This window comes from Streptomyces sp. NPDC029152 (assembly GCF_055564355.1).
The window spans coordinates 188358-211946 of the sequence record NZ_JBVHWR010000011.1; the positions used below are offsets into that span (position 1 = coordinate 188358).

Annotated in this window: 22 protein-coding genes; 12 read left to right on the top strand and 10 right to left on the bottom strand. The window is 74.4% G+C overall.

Annotated elements, in window-relative coordinates; translation table 11 throughout:
- Nucleotides 1-55: 55 nt before the first annotated feature.
- Entirely contained in the window at nt 56-811 is a 756-nt protein-coding gene (locus ACZ4V6_RS23765) for an SIS domain-containing protein (RefSeq protein WP_467830726.1), read from the bottom strand.
- Nucleotides 812-1036: 225 nt separating this feature from the next.
- Here ACZ4V6_RS23765 and ACZ4V6_RS23770 point away from each other — a divergent pair, with 225 nt between their 5' ends.
- Both ACZ4V6_RS23770 and ACZ4V6_RS23775 read left to right on the top strand, forming a co-directional pair.
- Complete coding sequence (locus ACZ4V6_RS23770; protein WP_467830728.1) at nt 1037-1729, top strand: metal-dependent transcriptional regulator; 693 nt, start codon at nt 1037-1039, stop codon at nt 1727-1729.
- Between the two features lie 570 nt (nt 1730-2299).
- Nucleotides 2300-3178, top strand: coding sequence for an alpha/beta fold hydrolase (locus ACZ4V6_RS23775; protein ID WP_467830731.1), 879 nt, complete (start codon nt 2300-2302; stop codon nt 3176-3178).
- A 23-nt stretch (nt 3179-3201) separates the two neighbouring features.
- Here the strand turns inward: ACZ4V6_RS23775 and ACZ4V6_RS23780 are convergent, their stop codons facing one another.
- From ACZ4V6_RS23780 to ACZ4V6_RS23790, 3 genes are all read right to left on the bottom strand, one after another.
- Entirely contained in the window at nt 3202-4839 is a 1638-nt protein-coding gene (locus ACZ4V6_RS23780; RefSeq protein WP_467830734.1) for a transporter, read from the bottom strand.
- Nucleotides 4836-5612, bottom strand: a complete 777-nt coding sequence (locus ACZ4V6_RS23785) for an ABC transporter ATP-binding protein (RefSeq protein ID WP_467830737.1) — start codon at nt 5610-5612, stop codon at nt 4836-4838. The genes ACZ4V6_RS23780 and ACZ4V6_RS23785 overlap by 4 nt, the downstream gene beginning before the upstream one ends.
- A gap of 129 nt (nt 5613-5741) precedes the next feature.
- Nucleotides 5742-6395: a bifunctional DNA primase/polymerase gene (locus ACZ4V6_RS23790; RefSeq protein WP_467830740.1), complete on the bottom strand. Its 654-nt coding sequence runs from the start codon at nt 6393-6395 to the stop codon at nt 5742-5744.
- Nucleotides 6396-6671: 276 nt separating this feature from the next.
- Between ACZ4V6_RS23790 and ACZ4V6_RS23795 the strand changes: the two genes are divergently transcribed.
- Together ACZ4V6_RS23795 and ACZ4V6_RS23800 are read left to right on the top strand one after the other, a co-directional pair.
- Entirely contained in the window at nt 6672-8057 is a 1386-nt protein-coding gene (locus tag ACZ4V6_RS23795; RefSeq protein ID WP_467830742.1) for a transcriptional regulator, read from the top strand.
- Between the two features lie 201 nt (nt 8058-8258).
- On the top strand, nt 8259-9863 hold the full coding sequence (locus tag ACZ4V6_RS23800) for a hypothetical protein (protein WP_467830744.1): 1605 nt from the start codon (nt 8259-8261) through the stop codon (nt 9861-9863).
- A 56-nt stretch (nt 9864-9919) separates the two neighbouring features.
- Here ACZ4V6_RS23800 and ACZ4V6_RS23805 read toward each other — a convergent pair whose 3' ends face one another.
- A complete protein-coding gene (locus tag ACZ4V6_RS23805; RefSeq protein ID WP_467830746.1) occupies nt 9920-11236 on the bottom strand; it encodes an ABC transporter substrate-binding protein in 1317 nt (438 codons plus the stop codon).
- A 117-nt stretch (nt 11237-11353) separates the two neighbouring features.
- Between ACZ4V6_RS23805 and ACZ4V6_RS23810 the strand changes: the two genes are divergently transcribed.
- Both ACZ4V6_RS23810 and purU read left to right on the top strand, forming a co-directional pair.
- Nucleotides 11354-11854: an SCO4402 family protein gene (locus ACZ4V6_RS23810; RefSeq protein ID WP_467830748.1), complete on the top strand. Its 501-nt coding sequence runs from the start codon at nt 11354-11356 to the stop codon at nt 11852-11854.
- A gap of 46 nt (nt 11855-11900) precedes the next feature.
- A complete protein-coding gene (purU, locus tag ACZ4V6_RS23815; RefSeq protein ID WP_467830751.1) occupies nt 11901-12782 on the top strand; it encodes a formyltetrahydrofolate deformylase in 882 nt (293 codons plus the stop codon).
- Nucleotides 12783-12971: 189 nt separating this feature from the next.
- Here purU and ACZ4V6_RS23820 read toward each other — a convergent pair whose 3' ends face one another.
- Both ACZ4V6_RS23820 and ACZ4V6_RS23825 read right to left on the bottom strand, forming a co-directional pair.
- The gene (locus ACZ4V6_RS23820) at nt 12972-14345 is read right to left on the bottom strand and encodes a zf-HC2 domain-containing protein (RefSeq protein WP_467830753.1); all 1374 of its coding nucleotides are present in this window, start codon (nt 14343-14345) and stop codon (nt 12972-12974) included.
- On the bottom strand, nt 14342-14923 hold the full coding sequence (locus ACZ4V6_RS23825) for a sigma-70 family RNA polymerase sigma factor (RefSeq protein WP_467830756.1): 582 nt from the start codon (nt 14921-14923) through the stop codon (nt 14342-14344). Before ACZ4V6_RS23825 ends, ACZ4V6_RS23820 begins: the two co-directional genes overlap by 4 nt.
- A gap of 371 nt (nt 14924-15294) precedes the next feature.
- Between ACZ4V6_RS23825 and ACZ4V6_RS23830 the strand changes: the two genes are divergently transcribed.
- From ACZ4V6_RS23830 to ACZ4V6_RS23840, 3 genes are all read left to right on the top strand, one after another.
- Nucleotides 15295-15675: an STAS domain-containing protein gene (locus ACZ4V6_RS23830; RefSeq protein WP_467830759.1), complete on the top strand. Its 381-nt coding sequence runs from the start codon at nt 15295-15297 to the stop codon at nt 15673-15675.
- A gap of 126 nt (nt 15676-15801) precedes the next feature.
- Nucleotides 15802-16314 (top strand): EF-hand domain-containing protein, encoded by a 513-nt coding sequence (locus ACZ4V6_RS23835; RefSeq protein WP_467830762.1) that lies wholly within the window; start codon nt 15802-15804, stop codon nt 16312-16314.
- A gap of 497 nt (nt 16315-16811) precedes the next feature.
- Nucleotides 16812-17273, top strand: coding sequence for an ATP-binding protein (locus tag ACZ4V6_RS23840; protein WP_467830931.1), 462 nt, complete (start codon nt 16812-16814; stop codon nt 17271-17273).
- A gap of 360 nt (nt 17274-17633) precedes the next feature.
- Here ACZ4V6_RS23840 and ACZ4V6_RS23845 read toward each other — a convergent pair whose 3' ends face one another.
- The gene (locus ACZ4V6_RS23845) at nt 17634-18641 is read right to left on the bottom strand and encodes a GlxA family transcriptional regulator (RefSeq protein WP_467830764.1); all 1008 of its coding nucleotides are present in this window, start codon (nt 18639-18641) and stop codon (nt 17634-17636) included.
- 71 nt (nt 18642-18712) lie between these two features.
- Between ACZ4V6_RS23845 and ACZ4V6_RS23850 the strand changes: the two genes are divergently transcribed.
- Both ACZ4V6_RS23850 and ACZ4V6_RS23855 read left to right on the top strand, forming a co-directional pair.
- Complete coding sequence (locus ACZ4V6_RS23850; protein ID WP_467830767.1) at nt 18713-20026, top strand: MFS transporter; 1314 nt, start codon at nt 18713-18715, stop codon at nt 20024-20026.
- A gap of 21 nt (nt 20027-20047) precedes the next feature.
- Nucleotides 20048-20950 (top strand): hypothetical protein, encoded by a 903-nt coding sequence (locus ACZ4V6_RS23855; RefSeq protein ID WP_467830769.1) that lies wholly within the window; start codon nt 20048-20050, stop codon nt 20948-20950.
- Nucleotides 20951-20966: 16 nt separating this feature from the next.
- Here ACZ4V6_RS23855 and ACZ4V6_RS23860 read toward each other — a convergent pair whose 3' ends face one another.
- Nucleotides 20967-22169, bottom strand: a complete 1203-nt coding sequence (locus ACZ4V6_RS23860; protein ID WP_467830772.1) for a flavin-containing monooxygenase — start codon at nt 22167-22169, stop codon at nt 20967-20969.
- A gap of 117 nt (nt 22170-22286) precedes the next feature.
- On the opposite strand from ACZ4V6_RS23860, the gene ACZ4V6_RS23865 reads away from it, so the two are divergent.
- On the top strand, nt 22287-22898 hold the full coding sequence (locus ACZ4V6_RS23865; RefSeq protein WP_467830774.1) for a GNAT family N-acetyltransferase: 612 nt from the start codon (nt 22287-22289) through the stop codon (nt 22896-22898).
- Between the two features lie 7 nt (nt 22899-22905).
- Here ACZ4V6_RS23865 and ACZ4V6_RS23870 read toward each other — a convergent pair whose 3' ends face one another.
- Nucleotides 22906-23571, bottom strand: a complete 666-nt coding sequence (locus ACZ4V6_RS23870; protein WP_467830777.1) for a pyridoxine/pyridoxamine 5'-phosphate oxidase — start codon at nt 23569-23571, stop codon at nt 22906-22908.
- Nucleotides 23572-23589 lie beyond the last annotated feature (18 nt).

Consider the following 23589-nt stretch of genomic DNA (forward strand, 5'->3'; position numbering starts at 1 on the left):
TGCCCTCCGGACCGGGCGGTGGGCGGTGTCCCGGTGCCGGGGGACCGCCCGCCGGTCAGTGCCGGTAGAAGATCCGGTCGCCGTACTCCGCCATGACGCGGCCGTTCCACTCGTGGCCGCCGTCCACGTTGCCGGAGCGCAGCAGGGGCGGCTCGACGCCGTGCTCGGCGAGGACGCCGGCCGCCGTGGCCATCACGGCCTGCATCAGCGCCGTGGTGACGACCGTGGACGCGGGGGCGAAGGGCGCCGGGACGGTGTCGAGGGTGAGTTCCGCGTCCCCGACGGCGATCTTGGAGTCGAGGACGAGGTCGCAGTGGTCCTTCAGGAAGGTGCCGGAGGCGTGCCGGGACCTGGTCTCGGAGGCGTACGCCACCGAGGTGACGCCGATGACCTTCACGCCGAGGGCGCGGGCGTTCATGGCCATCTCCACGGGGAGCGCGTTGCGCCCGGACAGGGAGATGATCACCAGCGCGTCGCCCTCGCGCAGCGGCGAGGAGTCCAGTACGGCGCTCGCGAGGCCGTCGACGCGCTCCAGGGCGGAGCCGAGCGTGGCCGGCATGACGTCGACGCCGACGACGCCGGGCACGACGAGCAGGTTCATCAGGGCGAGTCCGCCGGCGCGGTAGACGACGTCCTGGGCGGCGAGGGAGGAGTGACCGGCGCCGAAGGCGAAGAGGCGGCCCCCGTCGCGGACGGTGTCGGCGAGCAGGGTGCCGGCCGCCTCGATGGCGTCGGCCTCCTCGTCGCGGACGCGGCGCAGCAGCTCGATCGCCGCGTCGAGGAACTGGCCGGCCGGCTTGCGGTCGCTCATGCGGGGCCCCTTCGGTGTGGCTGCGTCGCGGATCACCGTGCGGTCTGGACCTGTGCGGTGTCAATACGGCCGGGCGGGCCGTGTCGGGCGGCGTCCGGTGGTGCCGGGTGCTCCGGCTTCCCCGGGCGCGGGACGCTTGTCGGTGGTATGCGTCAGAATTGGTCACAGGGCCAGCGCACGCGCCGGTGGGCCTCAGCCTCCGGCAGATCTCACCAAGGGGCACGTATGTCCGGACTGATCGACACCACGGAGATGTATCTCCGCACCATCCTCGAGCTGGAGGAGGAAGGTGTGGTCCCCATGCGCGCCCGGATCGCCGAGCGGCTCGACCAGAGCGGCCCGACGGTCAGCCAGACGGTGGCGCGGATGGAGCGCGACGGTCTGGTGTCCGTGGCGGCCGACCGGCACCTGGAGCTGACCGACGAGGGGCGCCGGCTGGCCACGCGCGTGATGCGCAAGCACCGGCTCGCGGAGTGCCTGCTGGTCGACGTGATCGGCCTGGAGTGGGAGCAGGTGCACGCCGAGGCCTGTCGCTGGGAGCACGTGATGAGCGAGGCCGTCGAGCGCCGCGTGCTGGAGCTGCTGCGGCACCCGACCGAGTCGCCGTACGGCAACCCGATCCCGGGCCTGGAGGAGCTGGGCGAGACGGACGGCGCCGACCCGTTCCTGGACGAGGGCATGGTCTCGCTCGCCGACCTCGGCCCGGGGCCCGAGGGCAAGACGGTCGTCGTGCGCCGCATCGGCGAGCCGATCCAGACGGACGCGCAGCTGATGTACACGCTGCGCCGGGCGGGTGTGCAGCCGGGTTCGGTGGTGAGCGTGACGGAGTCGGCGGGCGGTGTGCTGGTCGGCAGCGGCGGCGAGGCGGCCGAGCTGGAGGCGGGCGTCGCGTCGCACGTGTTCGTCGCCAAGCGCTGAGGCCCGTGCGGGCCGGTCGCGGGGCGTCGGGCGGACGGTGGCGCAGGGGGTTCGCGCCACCGGGCCGATCCCGTCGTTTCCGGGCGGGGTGCGCCGAACCGCAGCGGTCGCGGGTTTCGCGTGCGAGGCTGTCGCGTGAGGCGGCGGGCGTGAGGGCTGCGGGCGTGGGGTGACAGCGATGTCGGTCCCGGCCGGAGAGGGGAGGGACCATGCCGGAGAGACGGAGAGGGCCCCGGCGCCTTGCGGCGCCGGGGCCTGTTCTCCCCTGTGCTGACCCGGAGCCCCGAGCTCTCAGGGTCAGTCCCCTCGGACCGTTTTCCCCGAGCGGTCCGCCCCCCTGCTGAAGATCTCCCCCCGGCGGTGGCGATCAATCCCCGAGGGGTGTCACTCGAACGAGGGGTGTTGTCCGGCGGGACGGCATTTTCGAATATCCATTCGATACTCTGCGGTGATCGGACACGAACGGCCCGTACGACAGGCGTCAGGTACGACCAGCGCGGAGACGGAAGAAGCGCGGGGACGGCAGGGCGCAGGCACGACAGGGCGTGACACTTGGGGGTGCCAGGACCTATGGCGCGGCGCATCGACGTGACCGGGGCGGGCGGCGTACGCCTCGCCGCCTGGGAGTTCGGCGACCCTCCCAAGTCCGACGGGACGGACCCGGCGGACGGGACCGGTGGCCTCCCGGGCGTGCTGTTACTGCACGGCCTGATGGGCCGCGCGTCGCACTGGGCGCCCACGGCCCGCTGGCTCTCCGCGCGCCACCGGGCCGTCGCCCTCGACCAGCGCGGTCACGGCCGCAGCGACAGACCACCGCGGGGCGCCTGCACCCGCGAGGCCTACGTCGAGGACGTCGAGGCCGCCCTGGAGCAGCTCGGTCTCGCCCCGGCCGTCCTCGTCGGTCACGCCATGGGGGCGCTCACCGCCTGGCAGCTCGCCGCCAAACGGCCCGATCTGGTCCGCGGCCTGGTCATCTGCGACATGCGGGCCTCCGCGCTCGGCGGTGCCTCGCAGCAGGTGTGGGCCGAGTGGTTCCGGGCCTGGCCGGTCCCCTTCGCGACGCTCGCCGACGTCCGCAAGTGGTTCGGCGAGGACGACCCGTGGGTGGAGCGGCCGAACCCGGCCCGCGGCGAGTTCTACGCCGAGGTGATGGCCGAGTCCCCGGACGGCTGGCGCCCCGTCTTCGAACCGGAGCAGATGCTGCGCTCCCGCGAGACCTGGGTGCACGACGCCCACTGGGAGGAACTGGCCCAGGTCCGCTGCCCCACCCTGGTCGTGCGCGGCCTGGACGGCGAGCTCGGCCGTGCGGAGGCGCAGGAGATGGTCCGGGTCCTGCCGCACGGCCAGTACGCGGAGGTCGCCGACGCCGGCCACCTCGTCCACTACGACCAGCCGGAGGCGTGGCGGGCGGCCATCGAACCGTTCCTGGACGCACTCGGGGAAGGATGAGACGGGGGGCCGCCCCGCCCGCGTCATCCCCTGCTCACCGCCGACAGGATCTCCGGCAGCCGCCGGGCCGTGTGCGGTGCGGCCAGGCGCAGGCCGAGCAGGGTGAGCACCGCGCCGTACACCGCGCCCACCGGCAGCAGGACCGCGCTCCACGCGTCGCCGCCCTCGCGCACGTTCAGCCAGACGGTCAGCGCGATGACCGGCGCGCACAGCAGGGCGGCGCCCACCATCCCGCCGACGACGGAGATCCAGGCCAGCCCGACCTGACCGGGGACCACGTTCTTGTGGCCCTCCTGCGGAACGGAGTACGGGAAGCGGGCCGAGGTCCAGGCGCCGGTCGCCAGCATCGCGCCGAGCAGCGCGAAGGACAGGCCGAGCGCCTCGGGCAGCTTCCGCCAGGCGTCGAGCATCGCCGTCGTCAGGACGGTGACGACCGTGGCGTACGGCAGGGTGATCAGCAGCAGGGCCAGCGCACGGGCGCGCAGCTCGGCGTACGCGTCCCGCGTCGAGGAGATCGTCATCGCGACGATCCAGAAGGCGGACGTGTCCTGACCGAACTGGTTGTACATCTGGATGCCGAGCATCCCGGCGGCGAAGCAGGCGAAGTAGACCGAGCCGGTGCCCTGCCAGGCGTTGAACACCGGCACGATCAGGCCGATGGCGAGCGAGGTCACCCAGGCCGCCTTGGTCTTGGGATCGCGCCACACGTACCTGAGGGAGCGTTCCATCGTGGTGCCGGTGCGGCCCGCCGGGAGCAGCCGGGCGAGCCCCGCCGAGCCCCGCTCGCGGACGGGCCCGCCCCCGGCCGCCTGGAGGGTGGAGCCGTCGGGCGAGGTCATCAGCCGGGTCAGGTGCCGCGCCCACACCCACAGCAGCAGCCCCAGGGCCGCCGCGGTCAGCGCGAGCTGGGCGAGGGCGGTGCCGTACGACCCGTCGCCCGCCGCGTCCATCGCGCCGATCGCCGACGCGGGCGGCACCCAGCGCAGCACGTCGGCCACCGGGGCGAGCTGCTCCAGACCGGACGTGCCCAGCCGCTGCGCGCCGAAGTTGACCAGCTGGGCCCCGACCGCGACGACCAGGCCGCTCAGCACCGCCAGGTCGCGGCCCTTGCGGCTGGTCAGCAGCCGGACGTTGGCGGCGGCGACGGCCCGCGCGAGGGTCACGCACACCAGCAGTGCGAGGACGGCCCCGACGGCGCCCACGGCGAACGCGGCCCCGCCGCGCGCGACGGCGACCACGGAGCCGGCGAACACGCACAGCGTGAACAGCGGCCCGATGCCCACCAGCGAGGCCGCGAGCAGGGCCCGCACCAGCGGGCGGGGCCGCAGCGGCAGCATCACCAGCCGGGTCGGGTCGAGGGTCTCGTCGCCGCTCGGGAAGAACAGCGGCATCACCGCCCAGCCCAGTGCGAGCACCGCGGCGAGCAGGACGGCCAGCGCGTCCACGTGCGCGTGTCCGCGCAGGGCGATCAGGCCGATCAGCTGGAGCGCGGCGAAGAGCAGGACGACGACGGCCGAGGCGACGTAGGCGGCCCGTCGCCCGCCGGACCGGCGCAGTCCGTTGCGCAGCAGGGACAGTTTCAGCCGTACGAACACGGCCGTGAGCGGCGTGGCCGGGGCGGCGGGGCCGGCCGGCGGGGTGGGGGCGGTCCGTGCGCTCATCGCGTCCCGCCCCCCAGCCAGTCGAGGTCGCTCCCGGCGTCCCGGACGCCCGCGCCGACGAGTTCGAGGAACGCCTCCTGCAACGAGGCCGATCCGCCGCGCACTTCGGTGAGCGTGCCGGTGGCGCGGATGCGTCCCGCGGCCATGACGGCCACCCAGTCGCACAGCGACTCCACCAGCTCCATCACGTGGGAGGAGAAGACGACGGTGGCGCCGGACGCGGTGTAGCGCTCCAGGACGCCCCGGATCGTCTGCGCCGACACCGGGTCGACCCCCTCGAACGGCTCGTCCAGGAACAGCACTTCCGGGTTGTGCAGCAGCGCGGTCGCCAGGCCGATCTTCTTGCGCATGCCGGTCGAGTAGTCGACGACCAGTTTGTGCTGGGCCCCGGCCAGGTCGAGCACGTCCAGCAGCTGTGTGGCCCGCTTGTCCACCTCGGCCCCGGGCAGTCCGCGCAGCCGGCCCGAGTAGGCGAGCAACTCCCGTCCCGACAGCCGCTCGAACAGCCGCAGCCCCTCCGGCAGCACCCCGATCCTGGCCTTCACCTCGACCGGATCGCGCCACACGTCGTGCCCGACCACCTCGACCGACCCCTGGTCCGGCCGGAGCAGCCCGGTGACCATGGAGAGCGTGGTGGTCTTCCCGGCCCCGTTCGGACCGACGAGCCCGATGAACTTGCCCGCGGGCAGCTCCAGGTCGATCCCGCCCACGGCGACCTGCTGCCCGAACCGCTTCCAAAGTCCCCGCACACGCACGGCACTCGCACTCACCACGACTCCCTCCGACGACAAGAACCCTACGGGGGAGAAGCGCCCCGCAAGGGGCGCGGGGAGCTGCGCGATCGACCACGACGCACCCGCAGCCGCCGGAGCACAGCGACCCGGCGGACGAGGAGGCGCGTCCTAGCGGTCCCGTCCGCACGCATACGCCAACGGCGAGATCAACTCCTCCGCATCCGGCAGCCACCGGTTCGCCGGCGTCGGCCGGCACACCCACTGCACGGCCCCCCGCGTCCCGTACCGCGTGGGCGGCGCGGCGACGTACCCGCCCTCCCCGAGCGCCGTCAGATCGAGCGAGCGGGGCGGCCAGCCCAGAGTCCGCACCAGTGCGGGCACCTTCACCGTGGCCCCCGGAAGGACGAAGAACCGCATCCGCCGGTCCGGCGCCAGCGTCACCGGCCCGAGCGTCAGCTCCATCCGCTCCATCCGGGCGAGCGCGAGGAACCCCGCGGTCTCGGGCACGTCGATCGCGTCGAACGTCCGCCCCGTGGGCAGCAGCACCGACGCCGTCGGCTGTTTCTGCCACATCCGGCGGACGGCGGTCGCGCTGCCCGTCGCCTGCGTCGCCCAGTCCCCGCGCGCCGGGTGTGCGCCCGGGGCGGCGCACGCCGCCTCCCCGCAGGAGCAGCGCTGCGCTCCGCCGGCGGCCTCCAGCCAGGTCCCGGGGAAGACGGCCCAGTGGCGTTCCTCGGCGTAGCGGACGGCGGTCTCCAGCAGCGACGTTCCGCGCTGCAGCGGGATCTGAGCGGTCTCGGTGCCCGGGATGGTCTCTTCCACGTGGGGCTCAACTCCCCGGCCCACCCCGGGTTACGGCTCCCGTGCGCGCGGGGGAGGAGCACCGATCCCGCTCTCGGGGCGCATGGGTGCACGTTCGGGGGCGCGCGGGAGGATCGGCGGCCGGAGCTGGGTAGCCACGTCTGGGGCCGACACCGACCGTTACCCCGGCAAACCTCACAAGCTTCGCATTGTCGGCACTTCGACGGGGCATTGATCTTCACGGCCGGACATCTCCCGTTCCGCCGAGACAGCATCGAGACCGCATGGGGGTACGCCATGGCCGCAAGGCCTCTCGTCGCGCGACAGCCGAACGAACGACTGCAGGCGCTCATTCAGGAAGCGGGCTGCTCGAACGCGGGCCTGGCCCGCCGGGTGAACATGTGCGGCGTCGAGCACGGCCTCGACCTGAGGTACGACAAGACGTCGGTGGCCCGCTGGCTGCGCGGACAGCAGCCGCGCGGCCGGGCGCCGGCGATCATCGCGGAGGCGCTGGGGCGCAAGCTCGGCCGTACGGTCACGATCGACGAGATCGGCATGGCCAACGGCAAGAACCTCGCGTCGGGCGTCGGCCTCCAGTTCTCGCCGACGGTACTGGGAGCCATCGAGCAGGTCTGCGAACTGTGGCGCAGCGACGTGGGGCGGCGGGACTTCCTGTCCGGCTCCTCCGTCGCCGCCTCCGCGCTGGTCGAACCGAGCCGCGACTGGCTGATCTCCGCGCCCGACCCACAGGTGTCGCGCTCGGCCGGACCGCGGGTGGGCCAGTCCGACGTGGCGGCCGTGCGGGCGATGACGCAGGCGCTGGTGGACCTGGACCACCAGTACGGCAGCGGGCACGTGCGCCCCGTCGTCGTGCACTACCTCAACAGCGTCGTCTCCGGGCTGCTCGCGGGCTCCTACCGGGAGACGGTCGGCCGGGAGCTGTTCGCCGCGGTAGCCCGGCTGACCGAGCTCGCCGGGTACATGGCCGTCGACACCGGGCAACCGGGCCTGGCCCAGCGGTACTACATCCAGTCGCTGCGGCTCGCGCAGGCGGCCGGAGACCGCGGCTACGGCGGCTACGTCCTCGCCGCGTCGATGAGCCACCTCGCCGCGCAGCTCGGGAACCCGCGCGAGATCGCGCAGTTGGCGCGCGCGGCGCAGGAGGGTACGCGCGGGCGGGTCACCCCGCGCGCGGAGTCGATGTTCCACGCGGCCGAGGCGCGCGGCCACGCCCTGCTCGGCGACGCGCGGTCGGCCCAGGCGGCCGCGGGGCGCGCGGTCGAGGCGATGGAGGCGGCCGACCCGGCCTCCGGCGACGATCCGGCGTGGATCGCGCACTTCGACCAGGCTTATCTGGCGGACGAGTTGGCGCACTGCCACCGGGACCTCGGGCAGGCCGACGCGGCGGCGCGGTGCGCCGAGGAGTCCCTGGCCGGGCACCCCGAGTCGCGGGCCCGCAGGCGGGCCATCGGCCATGTGCTGCTGGCCACCGCGCAGGTGCAGCAGCGGGAGATCGAACAGGCCTGCCACACGGCGCTGAAGGCCGTGGACCTGCTGGAGACGCTGCGCTCCAACCGGGGCGCCGAGTACCTGGAGGACTTCCAGCAGCGCCTGGAGCCCTACCGGGAGGAGGCGGTGGTGAGGGAGTTCGGGGCACGGCTCGACCTGCCCGCCGCCGCGTGAACCGACGGGCCGCCGGCACGTGGACGTGCGGTGAAACTCCGTGCGGGGAGCGGAAAGGAACGTAAGCAGCGTGCCGGGGCCCGGTTTTGTTACTGCGGTCACAGGGAAGGAGGTCACGCCCCATGCGGCGTGGCAGCGGGCTCGGGGGACCCGGTAGCGTGAGCCGACGATTCCGAAGGTCCCCCATTCACAGGAGTCCCGGTGACGCAGAGTGGACAGGGCGAGGAGCCCTCGCCGCGGCAAGCGCGCGAAGGCATCGTGCTGCCCTCGGACGGCGGCACGCCCGTGCTGCCGGGCTCGGCGGGCGGACCCGCCGGACCGGGGACCGCCGGGCCCGCGCCCGCCGCGGCGCCGCCCGGCGCCCAGGCATGGGACCAGCCCTGGGGTCCGGGGCAGCAGCACGGCCCGTCCCAGGGAGGGAACTGGCCCACTCCGCCCGGCGCCCAGCCCTGGGGGGCCCCGGAGGCCGGCGGCCCGTCCGCCGCGCAGCACGCCTGGTCCGCGCAGGGGCCGGCGCAGGGCCCCGGCGGCCTGCCGCCCGAGACGGGCCCCGGCCCGCTGCCCCCGGAGAACACGCAGCCGCCGTCGTACGGACAGTCGGGGTACGGACAGTCGGGGTACGGGCAGCCGTCGTACGGACAATCCGAGTACGGACAGCCCGGATACGAGCAGCCGGCGTACGGGCGGCACGGCCGGCCGGCCGCGCCGGCCGACGAGGGCGCCACCCAGTACCTGCCGCCGGTCGGCATGCCCGCGGACGAGGGGGCGACGCAGTACATACCCCCCGTGAGCCCGGGGGCGCTGCCGCCCGAGAGACCCGCCGGAACGCCCTCCGACGAGACGCAGTACCTCGGCCACGCCCCGCGGCACACCCCGGCGGCGCCCGACCCCGACGCCGAGGCCACGCAGTACATCGCGCCCGTGCCCGCCGGGCCTTCCGCGGCGCCCCACGGCGGCGTCCCCGGCGCCGACGACGGCCGGCAGCCCCCCGCCGAGTTCGACAACCTCTTCCGCAGCGCCCCGGCCGACGGACCGGCCTCCTCCACCCAGCAGCTGCCCCGCTTCGACGAGCCGGACCCCGCGGGCCGGCCCGCGTACGTCCCGCAGGGCCCGGGCGGCGGCGGCAGGCGGCGCGGCGGTCACGACGGCGCGGGCCGGGGCGGCCGGTCCGGGACCAGGCTGCCGCTCCTCGCCGCCGTCGGTGTCGGCATCGCCGTCGTCGGGGTCGGCGCCGGCGCGATGATGGCCGGCGGGGACGACGGCGACGACAAGGGCGCCGGCCAGACCGTGTCCGCCACGGCCCCCGCGGAGTCCGCGGCGGGCTCCGCCCCGGCGTCGCCGTCCGTCGACCCGGTCCGGCAGCAGGCCGTCGAGCTGGACAAACTGCTGGCCGAGAGCGGCAGCAGCCGGACCACCGTGATCAACGCAGTGGCCGACGTGAAGTCCTGCGACAAGCTGCCCCAGGCCGCCAAGGACCTGCGCGAGGCCGCCAAGCAGCGCACCGGACTGGTCACCAGCCTCTCCCAGCTGTCCGTGGACAAGCTGCCCGGCCACGCCGAGCTGACCACCGCGCTCACCAAGGCGTGGCAGGCCTCGGCGTCGGCCGACAACCACTACGCGGCCTGGGCCGACCAGACGGCCAGGAAGAACGGCTGCAAGAAGGGCAAGGCCCGCACCACCGCCGAGGCGCAGGCCGGCAACCGGGCGAGCGGCACGGCGAGCAAGGAGAAGGCGAACGCCGCCGACCTCTGGAACACCATCGCCAGGCAGTACGGCCTGACCGAGCGCGAGCCGACCCAGCTGTGACCGCCCGCGGGCGGGCCCGCACGGGGGCCCGTCCGCCCGCCGGTGCCCCGGCCGGCTCAGGCGAGGTCGGCGTGGCGCAGGGTCCGCGCGGTGTCGACGGCGCCCTCGCGGGCCGACACCAGCCGGCCCTGCCGGACGACCTGCAGGGTGACCTCGGTGTTGACCAGCCGCGGGAAGCCGACCGAGGCCAGCTTGTCCTGGAACTCCCACCGGAGCGCCGGCGTGAGGCCGCCCGTGTCGACCTCCAGCCCGCCGTCCAGGGCCCGGGTGACGCGGTCGGCGCTCACCTCGCCGTCCCCGAGCGACTCGACGACCTCCTTGAACACGGTGTACGCGATCCAGGTGGTCTGCACCCCGGCGTCCGCGGCGTCGACGCTGTTGTCGCCGAACGCCTCCTCCTGGATGACCTTCTTCATCCCGTCCCAGCCCGGATCGTCCACCTCCGGGTACCAGCCGGTGACGTACGCGCCCTCGTAGGGGCCCGAGGCGCCGCCGGACGCGTTGACGGTCGACTGGTCGACGCTGCCGAGCACGGTCGCCGTCCGCACCCGCGGATACTCCTCGCGGGCCCGCCGGAAGGAGTCCATGAAGGTGCCGGTGCGGTCGCCGAGGACCGGCACCACGCACCCCCCGCGCGCCGGGTCGGCGGTCGCCCGCCGCAGCGCCCGGTCGGACTCGTCGTCGTACTCGGTGGCGTCCTCCTCCGCCCGCTGGTCGTGGGTCGCGGCGTGCCCGCCCCCGGTCAGCCCCGAGTCGAGCAGCGGGGCCAGCTGGTCGCCCGCGATGGTGTCGGGGCGGACGAGCGTGACGGGTCCGCAGGACTCGGCGAGCGCGCTGCCCAGACCGGCGAGCAGCGCGGGCTGGCCGCCGTTGACGGGGTAGGACAGGGGGCTGGTGAACTCGGCGTTGGTGATGCCGTAGCCGCCGATGTACGGGATGCCGGCGCCCTCCAGGACGGGGAGGAACGAGTCGGCGTGCTGGCTGTAGGAGCCGACCACGGCGACCGCGCCCTCCTTGACGGCACGGCGGGCGCACTTCGCGGCGGTCACGCTGTCGTCGTGGTCGTTGCAGGTCAGGACGTTCAGCCTGCGGCCGCCCAGACCGCCGTGGGCGTTGACCCAGCGGGCGTAGGCACGGGCGAAGGCGGGCATGCCGGGCTTGTTGGTCGCGCCCGTGTCCGAGGGCGCCCAGGTCATGACGGTGATCGGGTCGTCCCCGGAGCCCCCCGTGACACCGGGGAGGACCCCGCAGCCGGCGACGAGCGACGCACACGCCGCCAGCACACCTGCGGTCAGCACGCCGGTTCGGGTGGGCCGGGAACGGCCGGGGAGGCCGCTGGGGAACGTGCCGCGGTTGCGTCGACTGCCGGTCATGGGCACGCACGATTCCGCCACACGGATAACCTGGACGTGACCTCCGGTCAACGCATGGTGACGACGAGGTGAATTGCGGGGGCCGGTACGACACGGGTGGAGGGGAACGTACGATCGATGACCGTGCAAGGTTCGGAGAACTCTTCCCGTCGTGGCCGTCGCTCCTCCACCATGGGCGGCATGCCACTCAACGACATGCCGTGGTGGCGCTGGCGCAGCCAGGTGCGCTCCGCGCTGCACATGCTCTCCGCGCCCGCGTTCCAGCGGGACGTCTGGCTGGCCGGCACGCCCGGCTACGGCGACGTCACCGACGCGGTGTACCGGCTGGTGGAGGACACCTGGCTGGACCACTGGTCCGCCGAGAAGTACGTCGGCACCGTCTTCCGCGACTCCCAGGAGGCGGCCCTCGTCGACACGGCCGTGCTGCGGGTCCTGCGGATCATGCACCAGGTGGGGCCGGACGCGCCGGTGGCCGCCTACCTCGACCACCCGGACTGGCCGGAGGCGGTGCGGGCGGCGCGGGACGCGCACCTGCGGCTGGCCACCAGCGACGGTGACGACCCGGAGGCGGAGCCCCGCAGTCTCGAGGTGCTGCGGATCCTGACCCGGTCCGCCTGACGGGACGGCCGCCGGCCGGGGGTCCGGATATGGGACCCTGTCCCCCATGAACGAGCAGTCCAGCCCCGCCGCCGCACCGGCCGACCAGTACGTCCTCACCCTGTCCTGCCCCGACAAGCAGGGCATCGTGCACGCCGTGTCGAGCTACCTGTTCATGACCGGCTGCAACATCGAGGACAGCCAGCAGTTCGGCGACCACGACACGGGTCTGTTCTTCATGCGCGTCCACTTCTCGGCCGACGCGCCGGTGACCGTGGACAAGCTGCGCGCCAGTTTCGCGGCGATCGGCGACTCCTTCCACATGGACTGGCAGATCAACCGGGCCGACGAGAAGATGCGCATCGTGCTCATGGTCAGCAGGTTCGGGCACTGCCTGAACGACCTGCTGTTCCGGGCCCGGATCGGCGCGCTGCCCGTGGAGATCGCCGCCGTCGTGTCCAATCACACCGACTTCGCGGAGCTGGTGGGGTCCTACGACATCCCCTTCCACCACATCCCCGTGACGAAGGAGACCAAGGCGGACGCCGAGGCGCGGCTGCTGGAGATCGTGCGCGAGGAGAAGGTCGAACTCGTCGTGCTGGCCCGCTACATGCAGGTCCTCTCCGACGACCTGTGCAAGCAGCTCAGCGGCCGGATCATCAACATCCACCACTCCTTCCTGCCGAGCTTCAAGGGCGCGAAGCCGTACCACCAGGCGCACGCCCGGGGCGTGAAGCTGATCGGCGCGACCGCGCACTACGTGACGGCCGACCTCGACGAGGGACCGATCATCGAGCAGGAGGTCGAACGGGTCGGCCACGACGTCACGCCGGACCAGCTGGTCGCCATCGGGCGGGACGTGGAGTGCCAGGCGCTGGCGCGGGCCGTGAAGTGGCACGCCGAGCGGAGGATCCTGCTGAACGGGCGGCGGACGGTCGTTTTCGCCTAGCGGCTCGGAGCCTTCCGCACCGCGGCGGCCGCGGGCCGTCGCCGGCCGGTCGCGCAGTTCCCCGCGCCCTTCGGGGCACGCCCACCGGGCGTGCCCCGAAGGGCGCGGGGCCGTATCGCGCACGCGGCTCCGCCGGGTGGGCGCGGGCGACCACGACGCATCCGCGGCCGCCGACGAGGCCGTGCCCCCCTACATCCGGCTCAGGCTCGCCGCGGCGAACAGCACGTCCCGGATCGCCTCCCGGTCCCCCACCTGTCCCGCCGCCGCCTCCGCCGGAGGCACGTGGCCCGCGGCCAGGCGGCAGAACTCGACGCCGTCCAGGGCGACATGGGCCACCTCGTGGTCGGCGGAGCCCACCGCCGCCGGTGAGTCCAGCGGGATCAGCCACTCGCCGCCGCCCGAGCCCTCGATCTCCAGCCGCAGGCTGCGCCCCGGTCCGCCCGCCGGGACCAGGTGCCGGCCCTCGGCGGGAGCGGCGAGCCCGGCCCTGCGGCGCGTGGCCAGGACGCCCGGCAGCAACCGGGCGGCGAGGTCGATCATGCGGTTGAGGTGGCGCGGCGAGGGCGGCTCGTACGGGTAGTCCACCGCCTCGGCGATGTCCTCCGCGTGCACCCAGCACTCGAAGGCCCGGTCCAGCATGGCGTCGCGCAGCGGCAGCTCGAAGTCGCCGTAGGAGACCGGCATCCGGCCCGCACCGCCGCCCGTGTCCCCCGTGCCTCCGGTGAACGCCACGGTCCGGACGATGGCGTGGCCCTGCTCGCGCCACGGCGCCCGCACCGCGCGCGTCGGCGGGTAGTGCGAGGCACGCCAGTAGGCCTCGGTGCGGCTCCCCGGGGCCGGGGTCTCGGCGGTGATCTCGCCGAGCGGGTCGGGCAGGCCCAGCGCGCTCCCGACCAGTCCGTCGACCGTCAGCAGGTGCGCGATGACCCCGGCGACGGTGGTGCGCCGGCTCGCCGTGCCGTCGTCCGCGAACCAGCGCAGCCGTACCGGCGCGTGCCACTCGGAGTCCCCGAAGTCCTGCAGCAGCGCGTCCAGGCGCGCGGTCTCGGCGTCGTAGGGCATGGCCCACCCGGGCACCGGAATGCGCGGCGGACGGCGCTCCAGGCAGCCCTCCAGGACACGGGTGCGCAGGGCGGGGTCCAGGTCGAGGCTCTCCGGACGCTGGAGCAGCCCGACGGCGTCGCGCAGCCGCAGCGCCTCCTCGGCGCAGGTGCCGCACTCGCCCAGGTGGTCCTCGACGGCCGCGGCCTCCTCCGGGGAACAGGCGGCCAGCGCCCAGGCACCGAGGAGGGAGGTCAGCACGTGATGCTCCAGTACGAGGGGTGCGGCCGGTTCCACGGCGGGCAGCGGACGTCCGCCGTCCTCGACGGAGGCACGCGGCAGCGGGACGCGGGGCGCGGGGCCCTGCCCGCCGGCGGCGTCGCGCGCCTCGATCCCGCCCTTCTCACCCTTCTCGCCCTTCTCGTCCTTTTCATCGCGTTCGCGGCGTTCGCCGTGCTCGTGGTTCTCGCCGTGCGCGTGGCACTCGGCGTGTTCGCCGTTCTCGTCGTACGCCCCGCTCATGCCGCACCCCCGTATCCGGGCGGCGCGCCCGGTGCCGCCGCGTCGCGGGCGGTGGCCAGCAGTTGCAGGCCCAGGCGCAGGCGGCGGCGGGCCTCGTCCTCCGTGACGCCGAGGTCGGCGGCGGTCTGGCGGTAGTCGCGGCGCTGGAAGTAGGCCAGCTCCAGGGCGGCCCGCAGCGATGCCGGCATGGCCTGGACGATGTAGTCGGCGCGGGCGGTGACCGAGGCGTGGCGCACCTTGCGCTCCAGCTCCTCGGTGGTGCCGGAACCGTCGCGCGCGAGGGCGGCCGCTTCCGTGGCCCGCAGCCGCTGCACGGCCAGGCGGTGGGTCAGGGCGGCGACCCAGCCGCGCAGCGGACCCTGCCTGGGGTCGTAGGCGTCCGGGTGCTCCCAGACGTGCGCGAACACGTCGCGGGTGATGTGGTCGGCGGCCCGCTCGTCGTCCAGCACGCGGTGGGCGAGACCGTGCACGAGCGAGGCGAACCGGTCGTAGAGCTCGCCGAGGGCGGCGGCCTCGCCCCGGGCGAGTCGTTGTTGCATCTTGCGGTCCCAGCGCAGCGGCGGGTCCTTCTTCGCCATGCGGTTCCTCCACCCCCCTGCCCGGGCCCGACGGCCGTGCCGGTCCCGTGCCGGTTTCCAGCCTGTGGCCACCGTCTCCTCGAATGTAGTCGGCATGTCCGACAACGCACGCCCCTTTGTGTCAAAGCGCGCCCCCCGGCGGGCCGCGGGTGGTAGGGCGCTCATCGGGCTCTCAGATCGACCGCCTACCCTCCATGGTGCGACCGAATTCGATCGAACAGGATCGAAACCGTCTGAAACAAGCCTCTTTTGATCGGAGCCCGTTTCCGGCCGGGTGTTTGCGGGAACGGCCGGTGGGCAGGCGCGCGGCCAAGAAGCGTAGGCATGGCTTCCGTTTTTGACGGGTCCGGACGTACCGACGGATGAAGGGCATGGTGGTGACGTTCAATGTGACCGGCGGCGAGCGGGGCGACTGGGCCGTGCTCAAGGTGTCGGGCGAACTGGACCTGGTGTCGTCCCCGGTGCTGCGGCAGCGGGTGCACGACGAGGTGGCCGAGGGGCGGCACAGTCTCGTCCTGGACCTCTCCGAGGTCCTGTTCTGCGACTCCAGCGGGGTCGGCGTGCTCATCGCCTCCCGGCGTCTCATCCGCTCCTGCCAGGGCAGGCTGCGTCTGATACTGCCCGCCCAGGGTGCCGTCGACGGCTCCCACGTCAACCGGGTCCTCGGCGCGCTGGGCGTGCGCCGGCTCTTCGACGTCCACCCCGACCTCGCCTCGGCGACCGGCGACGCACCGCGCCCGCTCTCCGCGTAGGGACGGGCCCGCGGCGTGCCCGGGGGAGGGACGGGGCCCGGGTTCTCCCTGCGGGCGGGCCCCGGGCGTCGTACCCTCCGTGCCAGACGCACCCACCGACGTGACGAGAAGGCGGTCGGAGAAGACATGGTCAGCAGCGAGTACGAGCGCAGGATCGCGGCGCGGTTCGCCACCTTCGACCAGGACGGCAACGGCTACATCGACCGGCAGGACTTCAACACGGCGGCCAAGGCGCTGCTCGCCGAGTTCTCCGTCGCCGCCCGGTCCGACAGGGGCCAGGCCCTGTACGGCGGGGCGGAGGCGCTCTGGCAGGGCATGGCCGGGATCGCCGACCGCGACGGCGACCAGCGCATCACCCGTGAGGAGTTCGTCACCGCGGCGGTCAAGCGGCTGCGGGACAACCCGGACCGGTTCGCCGAGATCGCCCGCCCGTTCCTGCACGCGGCCCTCGCCGTCGCCGACGCGGACGGCGACGGAGCCGTCACCGTCGCCGACACCGCGCGGGTGCTCACCGCGCTCGGCGTTCCCGAGGCCACCGCCCGTGCGGTCGCCGCCGAACTCGACACGGACGGCGACGGCAGGGTGGGGGAGGCGGAGGCCGTCCCGGCGTTCGCCCGCTGGTTCACCGTGCCCGAGTGACGCGCGGGGCCGCGGCGTCCCCGCGCGCGATGTCACGGATCGTGGCGGCGCCGGATCACTGAGCGTCACCATCGGCGCGTGTCCGGCGCGTGCCCCGTCACGGACCGGAGTCGGCACCGTGCTCCGGTACCTTGTGTGGGATGCGAGTGCTCCCGAGCGCCGACCGCGCCGGCGCCGTCCTCCGGGCGGCTCCGGGACCGGACGTGTGCGCCTTGCCCCGCACGGCGGAGAGGCCGTCGGCCGCCGCCTGTTCGACTGCCCGGACAGGGCGTCGCACAGTATGCCGCACGAGTACTCCTTCGCGCTGGAATATGCCCGAAGCGCTTGTTGAGGTGACTGTACGTCAACCATGCTGTCCTCCACGGGATTCACGTTCCGTGAACCCTGGCCCGGCCGTTGTTCTGGCCATGCAGGAAGTGGCTACGATCGTGGCCCTCATGAGGCGCGAGCCTTTGTGTCCGCCGGTTCGGATGGTGTGAGCGGTGCAGGTGCTTCAAGTGCAGCTGGAGATCCGGCCCGACCCCGCAGAGGTGGGGCGAGCCCGTCGGTGGACGCGCTCGCGGCTGGCCGGGGCGGGGATAGAGGCGGACGGGCAACTCGCCGAGACACTGGTCCTGATCGTCTCCGAGCTCGTCACCAACGCCGTGGTGCACACCGGTCGTCCCGCCGTGCTGCGGCTCGTCCTGCCGGGCACGGTGACCGAGGAGACCACGGTCCGCCTGGAGGTGGACGACACCAGCGGCCGCGCCCCGGCGCCCCGGTGCGCGGACGGCGACGCGACGGGCGGCCGGGGCCTCGCCCTCGTCGACGGCCTCGCCGACCGCTGGGGCTGGAGCCGCGAGGGCACCGGCAAGCGCATCTGGTGCGAACTGGACCGCTGCGCCGGATCCGTGGACGTCCCGCCGGCGTGCGCGGGCGGGACGACGCCCCGTGAGGGGCTGACGTACGAAGTGGTGTAGCGGCGGCGCGGGTGTGCCGCCGGGCGCACCGGCCCCCGCTTCCGCCGGCGCCGATGCGGCAGTGCGCCGGGGCGTGCTTCCGTGCGCGTCCCGCGCGAACGGGGGGCAGGTGGGGAAACACTCCCCGCCGGTTGACGGATCGTGACCGCTTCCTCAGCCTTGTAGGCAACGATTCGCCGCGAGGGGACGGCGAGGGCCCGGTGACGGGGTCCTCGACGAGTGTGGGTCGTGATTCGGCGGCGGTTCCCCCTGGGGGGTGACGGGAACCGGACGGGAGCGCCGGAGTCGGGTGGCGGCGTGCGGTGCCATGCTCGGGGCGATCGGCGCCGCGCCGCCGGCCGACGCCTTCCGGTGGCGCCCTCATCCTCCACAGGCGGTGGACAACTCGGCCCGGAACGCCCGCCGGTACGCGGTCGGCGTGGTCCCGAGCACCGCCTGCAGGTGCTGCCGCATCGACTGCGCGGTCCCGAAACCCGCCGCACGGGCCACCTGGTCGACGGAGAGGTTGGTGGACTCCAGCAGGTGCCGGGCCCGTTCGACCCGCTGCCGGGTCAGCCACTGGCCGGGACTGATGCCGACCTCCTCGCGGAACCGGCGGGTGAAGGTGCGCACCGACATGGCCTCCTGCTCGGCCATGTCCCGCAACCGGATCGGCTCCTGGAGCCGGGCGAGCGCCCACGCGCGGGCGTCGGTCGTGGACGACCGCTGCGGATCGGGCACCGGCCGCTCGATGTACTGGGCCTGCCCGCCGTCGCGGTGGGGCGGTACGACGGTCCGGCGGGCCACCTCGTTGGCGACGGCGGTGCCGTGGTCCCGACGCACGATGTGCACGCACAGGTCGATCCCGGCCGCGACCCCGGCCGAGGTGAGCACGTCGCCGTCATCGACGAACAGCACGTCGGCGTCGACCCGGACCTTCGGGAACAGGCGCTGGAAGTGCTCGGCGGAGGCCCAGTGCGTGGTCGCCGGGCGGCCGTCGAGGTGGCCGGCGGCGGCGAGCACGTACCCCCCGGTGCAGATGGCGACCAGCCGGGTGCCGGGCCGGATCCGGGCGAGCGCGGCGGCCAGCTCCTCGGTCAGCGTGCCCTCCTCGTACACCGGGCCCAGTTCGTACGACGCCGGGACGACGACCGTGTCGGCGCCGGCCAGCGCCTCGGGGCCGTTCTCGACCAGGATCGCGAAGTCGGCGTCCGTCAGCACCGGACCCGGCGGCCGGACCGAGCAGGTGACGACCTCGTACAGCCTGCGCCCGTGCCCGTCGCGGGCACGGCCGAAGATCCTCTGGGGGATGCCCAGTTCGAAGGGGAGCAGGCCGTCGAGGGCGAGGACGACGACACGGTGCGGACGGTGCGTACGGTCGGACGCCATGGCCCGATCCTAGCGAACCCTGTCTTCCGGGCCACTCGATCGGGCGGCGCCCGGGGCGGAAGCTCGATGACGTGACCCAGACAACCGATGCCACCGCAACCGCACGGCGGCCCGAGCCCGCCCGCCCGCGCCGCGGCTTCCGGGTGCACCGTGCCTGGTGGGTGGCCGCCGTCGCCTTCGTGACGATCATCGGCGCCGCCGCCTTCCGTTCCCTGCCCGGCATCCTCATCGACCCGCTCCAGGACGACTTCGGCTGGTCGCGGGGCACGATCGGTGCCGCCGTCTCCGTCAACCTCGCGCTCTACGGCCTGACCGCGCCCTTCGCCGCCGCGCTGATGGACCGCTTCGGCATCCGCCGCGTGGTCGCCGTCGCCCTGACCGTCATCGCGCTCGGCTCGGGCCTGACCGTGTGGATGGACTCCGCCTGGCAGCTGATCCTGTGCTGGGGCCTGCTCGTCGGCCTCGGCTCCGGCTCGATGGCACTGGCCTTCGCCGCCACCGTCACCCACCGCTGGTTCACCGAGCGGCGCGGACTGGTCACCGGCGTCCTCACCGCCGCCTCGGCCTCCGGGCAGCTGATCTTCCTGCCGCTGCTGTCCTGGATCGTGGAGACGTACGCGTGGCGCCCCGCGGCCGTCACGGTCGCCCTCGCCGCCCTCGCCGTGGTCCCCTTCGTCTGGCTCCTCCTGCACGACCACCCGGCCGACGTGGGCCAGAAGCCCTACGGCGCAAAGGAGTTCGTGCCCAAGCCCGCACCCGTCCCGGGCGCCGCCCGCCGCGCCCTGGCGGTCCTGTCCTCCGCCGTGCGCACCGGCCCGTTCTGGCTGCTGGCCGGCACCTTCGCGATCTGCGGCGCCTCCACCAACGGCCTGATCCAGACCCACTTCGTGCCCGCGGCCCACGACCACGGCATGCCCCTGACCGCCGCCGCCTCGCTGCTCGCCGTCATCGGCGTGTTCGACGTGATCGGCACGATCGCCTCCGGCTGGTTCACCGACCGCTTCGAACCGCGCCGCCTGCTCGCCGTCTACTACGCCCTGCGCGGCGTCTCCCTCCTCTTCCTCCCCCTCCTGCTGGCGCCGGGCGTCCACCCGCCGATGGTCTTCTTCATCGTCTTCTACGGCCTCGACTGGGTCGCCACCGTCCCGCCCACCCTCGCCCTGTGCCGCGAGCAGTACGGCGAGGACAGCGCGATCGTCTTCGGCTGGGTCCTCGCCTCCCACCAGGTCGGCGCCGCCCTCGTCGCCTTCCTCGGCGGCGTCGCCCGCGACGCCTTCGGCACGTACGACGTCGTCTGGTACGCCTCGGGCGCCCTGTGCGCGGTGGCGGCCCTGATGGCCCTGGTGATCCGCCGCCGGCCGGCGCCGGTGCTCGGGGTGTCGTGAGCGGGCCGTAGGCTGCGGCGCGTGTGGTGGGGGAGAACACGGCCGGGAGCGGCCGGGCCGCGACGTGCGGCGTGGCCGGACGACGAGTGGGACCGGGCGGCGGCGCTGTGCGCGGCACAACTGCCGTCGGCCGTACTGCTGCTGGTGATCGTCGGATCCGGCCGGGACGACTACGGGGCGGGATACGGCGGGGCCTTCGGGCTGGCCTGCTTCTTCGTCCTCGGGTGGCTCCTCGTGCCGCCTCTCGGCCTGCTGCACGCCCTCGTGCAGATCATGCCGGCCGCCGCTCTGGCCCGCCTGCAACGGCGCCACTGCGGCGGCCCCGAGTGGGCCTGGCACCTGACGACGTCCGTGCTGGTCGGCGTGTGCTGGGCCGTGCCGCTGCGCGCGCTGTGGGGGCTGTCCCTCGCCGACACCGTCCCGTGGCTCGTCGGCGCCGGCGTGCTGCCGGTACTCGGCCTCGCGTACCTGCGACGGCGGCGGTGGGGCGACCGGGGCATCTGGCTGCGCTCCGCGGGCGGATGTCTGGTCCTGCTCGTCGTCACCGGCGTGGGCGGTGCCGTCCTGGTCGACGACTACGAGCCTCCGGTGCTCTCCGCCTCCCAGGTGGCCGGCACCTGGCACGGGGACCGCGGGGCACGGCTGCGGCTGTGGCCGGGCGGCCGGGCCGAGCTGACCCGGGTACCCGCCGAGGCCGTCTTCGAGGACCCCGGTGACTTCACCGTGTGCGACGGCACCGGCACCTGGACGCTCGACCGGGAGGGCGACCACCACGCTGGGCGCGAAGGCGTCCTCGTACGCCTGGACGGCGGCTGCGGGGAGGAGACGTACTGGACGATCGGCGGCAGTGAGCGGCAGCCCGAGCTGTTCGTGATCTTCGGCGACCCGGACGCCGGAGAGCTGCGGATCCTGTCCCGGGGCTGAACAGCGGGCCCGTGCCTCAGCCCGGCAGGCGTGAGATGCGGTCGCCCCCGGTCTTCGCGATCGCCCTGGCGATGCGTGTCGCGTCCCGGGCCAGTTCGCGGAGCATGCCGCTGATCGGGTTGGTGAAGCCCGTGAAGTACAGGCCGGGGGCCCCGGCCGGGGTGCGGGCGCCTCGTACGACCGGTCTGCCGGTGCCGTCGAGGACGCCGAGGTGACCGACCAGGGGCTCCAGGCCCCGCAGGTAACCCGTGGCCGCGACCACCGCGTCGGGGGCGAGGCGGGTGCCGTCCGTGAGGAGCACCTCGCCGTCATCGAAGCCCGCCACCGCGGCCACGACCTCCACCCGGCCCGAGCGCACCGCGTCGATCAGGCCGACGTCCTGCACCGGGACGGCGCCCTGCCGTGCCCGGGTGTAGAGCCCGGCCTCGGGGCGCGGCAGGCCCCGGGCCGACAGGTCGGGCACGCTGATCCGGGCCAGCGGCCGGGCCAGCCGGTCGACCAGGCCGGCCGGGAGCCGCCGGCACAGGACGCCGGTGTACTGGGCGGGCCAGCCGGCGGTGGAGCGGCGGACGATGTGCGGCGGGGTGCGCACGGACAGGCGCACCCGTGAGGCGCCGCCCTCCACCAGGTCCACGGCGATCTCGGCACCGGTGTTGCCGACGCCGACGACCAGGACGTCCCGGCCGGCGTAGGGGGCCGCGTTCCGGTACTCGGCGGCGTGCCGGAGCTCGCCGGTGTACGCGTCCCGGCCGGGCCAGTCCGGCAGGCGCAGGGTGTGGTTGTACCCGGTGGCGATCACGACCGCGGCGCCGGTCAGTTCGCGGCCCCCGGACGCGTGCAGCACCCAGCCGGAGCCGCCGGGCGCGCGCTCGACGCGGGAGACCTCGACACCGGTGACGATCTCCAGCCGGTGGTGGTCGGCGTACTTCTCCAGGTACCGGACCACGTCGTCGCGGGACACCCACCGGCCGAAGCGGCGCGGCATCGGCAGGCCGGGCAGCGCCGACAGGCGGCGGGTGGTGTGCAGGCGGAGCCGGTCGTAGTGGCGGCGCCAGGAGGCGCCGACCCGGTCGGCCCGCTCCAGGACGACGGCCCGCAGCCCCCGCGCGCGCAGCGCGTGGGCGACGGCCAGGCCGCCCGGGCCGCCGCCGACGACGTACACGGGAAGGTCCGCGGGGTGGGCGGACCGCTGTTCAGCGGACGCTGTGGAGTCGGCCATGCGGCGAGCGTAACCGCGGCTCCGCTTGATGGGTCTCGGTCAAGAACGGAAACGGTTGCGGATCGGTCACGGGAAACCCGCGGGCACCACCGGCCACCGGTCGGATTGAATGGAACGATGGCCCACACACGCATGCGCACCCTCGCCCCCTTTGTCACCGAACCGCGTGGGCACGGCCTGCACCTCCGTGCCTGGGACGCCGGCAGCGACGCCGACGCGCGGACGTGGCTGCGCGGTCACCTGGACCCCGACTTCCAGCGCTGGAACACGCCGGTCAGGCCGATGACCGACCTCGGGACGGCCCGCGAGTCGCTGCGCGCCAGGGCGCGGGACGCCGGCGAGGGCAGGTCCGCGTCGTTCCGGGTCACCGACGGGGCGGACGGCACGACGCTCGGGCACATCGGCATCGGCGAGATCAACCCGTCCCTGAAGCTGGCCCACGTCGGCTACTGGGTGCTGCCCGAGGCCCGCGGCCGGGGCGTCGCCACCCGCGCCCTGCTCCTCGCGTCGCGCTGGGCCTTCACCGAGCTCGGCCTCCACCGCCTGGAACTGGGCCACGCCCTGGGCCACGGCGCCTCCTGCCGGGTCGCCGAGCGGTGCGGGTACGTCTACGAGGGGACGATGCGCGGGGCCATGTTCGAGGCCGGCCGGCGCGACGCCTTCCGGGACGCGCACCTGCACGCCCGGCTGGCGACCGACGCCGAGCCGGCCGCCCCCGGCGTGCGGTGAGCGCCGATCACGGCCACAGCAGCTGCGTGCGCCAGCCCTCCTCCGTCCGCCGGTAGGCGAGGCGCAGGTGACGGCGGCGGGCGTCGCCCTGGAAGAACTCGACCTCCTCCGGCCGCAGCCGGTACAGCGTCCAGGACGGGACGGGCGCGTCCGGCTCCCGCCCCGCCTGTTCCCAGGCGGCCTCGGAGGCGCGGGCCAGCTCGTCCGGGGAGCTCAGCGGCGCGCTCTGCCGGCCGGTGAGGGCGGCGGCCAGCGCACCGGTCGACCGGGCGCGCAGGTCGGCCCGCGCCTCCTCGGCCGGGGCGACGGCGACCGGGCCGCGGACCCGCACCTGGCGGCCCAGCACCGGCCAGTAGAAGACGAGCGCGGCGTACGGCCGGGCGGCGAGGTGGCGGCCCTTGCGGCTGTCGGCGTGCGTGGCGAAGGCCCAGCCGTCCGCGTCCGCGCCGTGCAGCATCACGATCCGCACGTCCGGCCACCCCTCCGCGTCGGCCGTCGCCAGCGACACGGTGTGCGGCTCGCTCTGCCCGGCCGCCACCGCATCGGCGAACCACCGGGTGAACAGGGGCAGCGGGTCGGCGGGCGCGGCGGCCGGGTCGAACGGGGGCAGCTCGGTGACCGCCGGGTCCCACACCCGCAGTGACCTCAGCAGCTCGTGAAGATCGGGTTCCATGCCCCGATTGTCACGTGG

Excerpts from the sequence above, each read along its gene's own strand:
- ACZ4V6_RS23770 (WP_467830728.1), top strand. The coding sequence starts at position 1,037 with ATGTCCGGACTGATCGACACCACGGAGATGTATCTCCGCACCATCCTC.
- ACZ4V6_RS23765 (WP_467830726.1), bottom strand. The coding sequence starts at position 811 with ATGAGCGACCGCAAGCCGGCCGGCCAGTTCCTCGACGCGGCGATCGAG.
- ACZ4V6_RS23820 (WP_467830753.1), bottom strand. The coding sequence starts at position 14,345 with ATGAGCGGGGCGTACGACGAGAACGGCGAACACGCCGAGTGCCACGCG.
- ACZ4V6_RS23865 (WP_467830774.1), top strand. The coding sequence starts at position 22,287 with ATGGCCCACACACGCATGCGCACCCTCGCCCCCTTTGTCACCGAACCG.
- ACZ4V6_RS23810 (WP_467830748.1), top strand. The coding sequence starts at position 11,354 with ATGACCGTGCAAGGTTCGGAGAACTCTTCCCGTCGTGGCCGTCGCTCC.
- ACZ4V6_RS23860 (WP_467830772.1), bottom strand. The coding sequence starts at position 22,169 with ATGGCCGACTCCACAGCGTCCGCTGAACAGCGGTCCGCCCACCCCGCG.
- ACZ4V6_RS23805 (WP_467830746.1), bottom strand. The coding sequence starts at position 11,236 with ATGACCGGCAGTCGACGCAACCGCGGCACGTTCCCCAGCGGCCTCCCC.
- ACZ4V6_RS23780 (WP_467830734.1), bottom strand. The coding sequence starts at position 4,839 with ATGAGCGCACGGACCGCCCCCACCCCGCCGGCCGGCCCCGCCGCCCCG.
- ACZ4V6_RS23825 (WP_467830756.1), bottom strand. The coding sequence starts at position 14,923 with ATGGCGAAGAAGGACCCGCCGCTGCGCTGGGACCGCAAGATGCAACAA.
- ACZ4V6_RS23835 (WP_467830762.1), top strand. The coding sequence starts at position 15,802 with ATGGTCAGCAGCGAGTACGAGCGCAGGATCGCGGCGCGGTTCGCCACC.
- ACZ4V6_RS23845 (WP_467830764.1), bottom strand. The coding sequence starts at position 18,641 with ATGGCGTCCGACCGTACGCACCGTCCGCACCGTGTCGTCGTCCTCGCC.
- ACZ4V6_RS23870 (WP_467830777.1), bottom strand. The coding sequence starts at position 23,571 with ATGGAACCCGATCTTCACGAGCTGCTGAGGTCACTGCGGGTGTGGGAC.
- purU (WP_467830751.1), top strand. The coding sequence starts at position 11,901 with ATGAACGAGCAGTCCAGCCCCGCCGCCGCACCGGCCGACCAGTACGTC.
- ACZ4V6_RS23775 (WP_467830731.1), top strand. The coding sequence starts at position 2,300 with ATGGCGCGGCGCATCGACGTGACCGGGGCGGGCGGCGTACGCCTCGCC.
- ACZ4V6_RS23830 (WP_467830759.1), top strand. The coding sequence starts at position 15,295 with ATGGTGGTGACGTTCAATGTGACCGGCGGCGAGCGGGGCGACTGGGCC.
- ACZ4V6_RS23795 (WP_467830742.1), top strand. The coding sequence starts at position 6,672 with ATGGCCGCAAGGCCTCTCGTCGCGCGACAGCCGAACGAACGACTGCAG.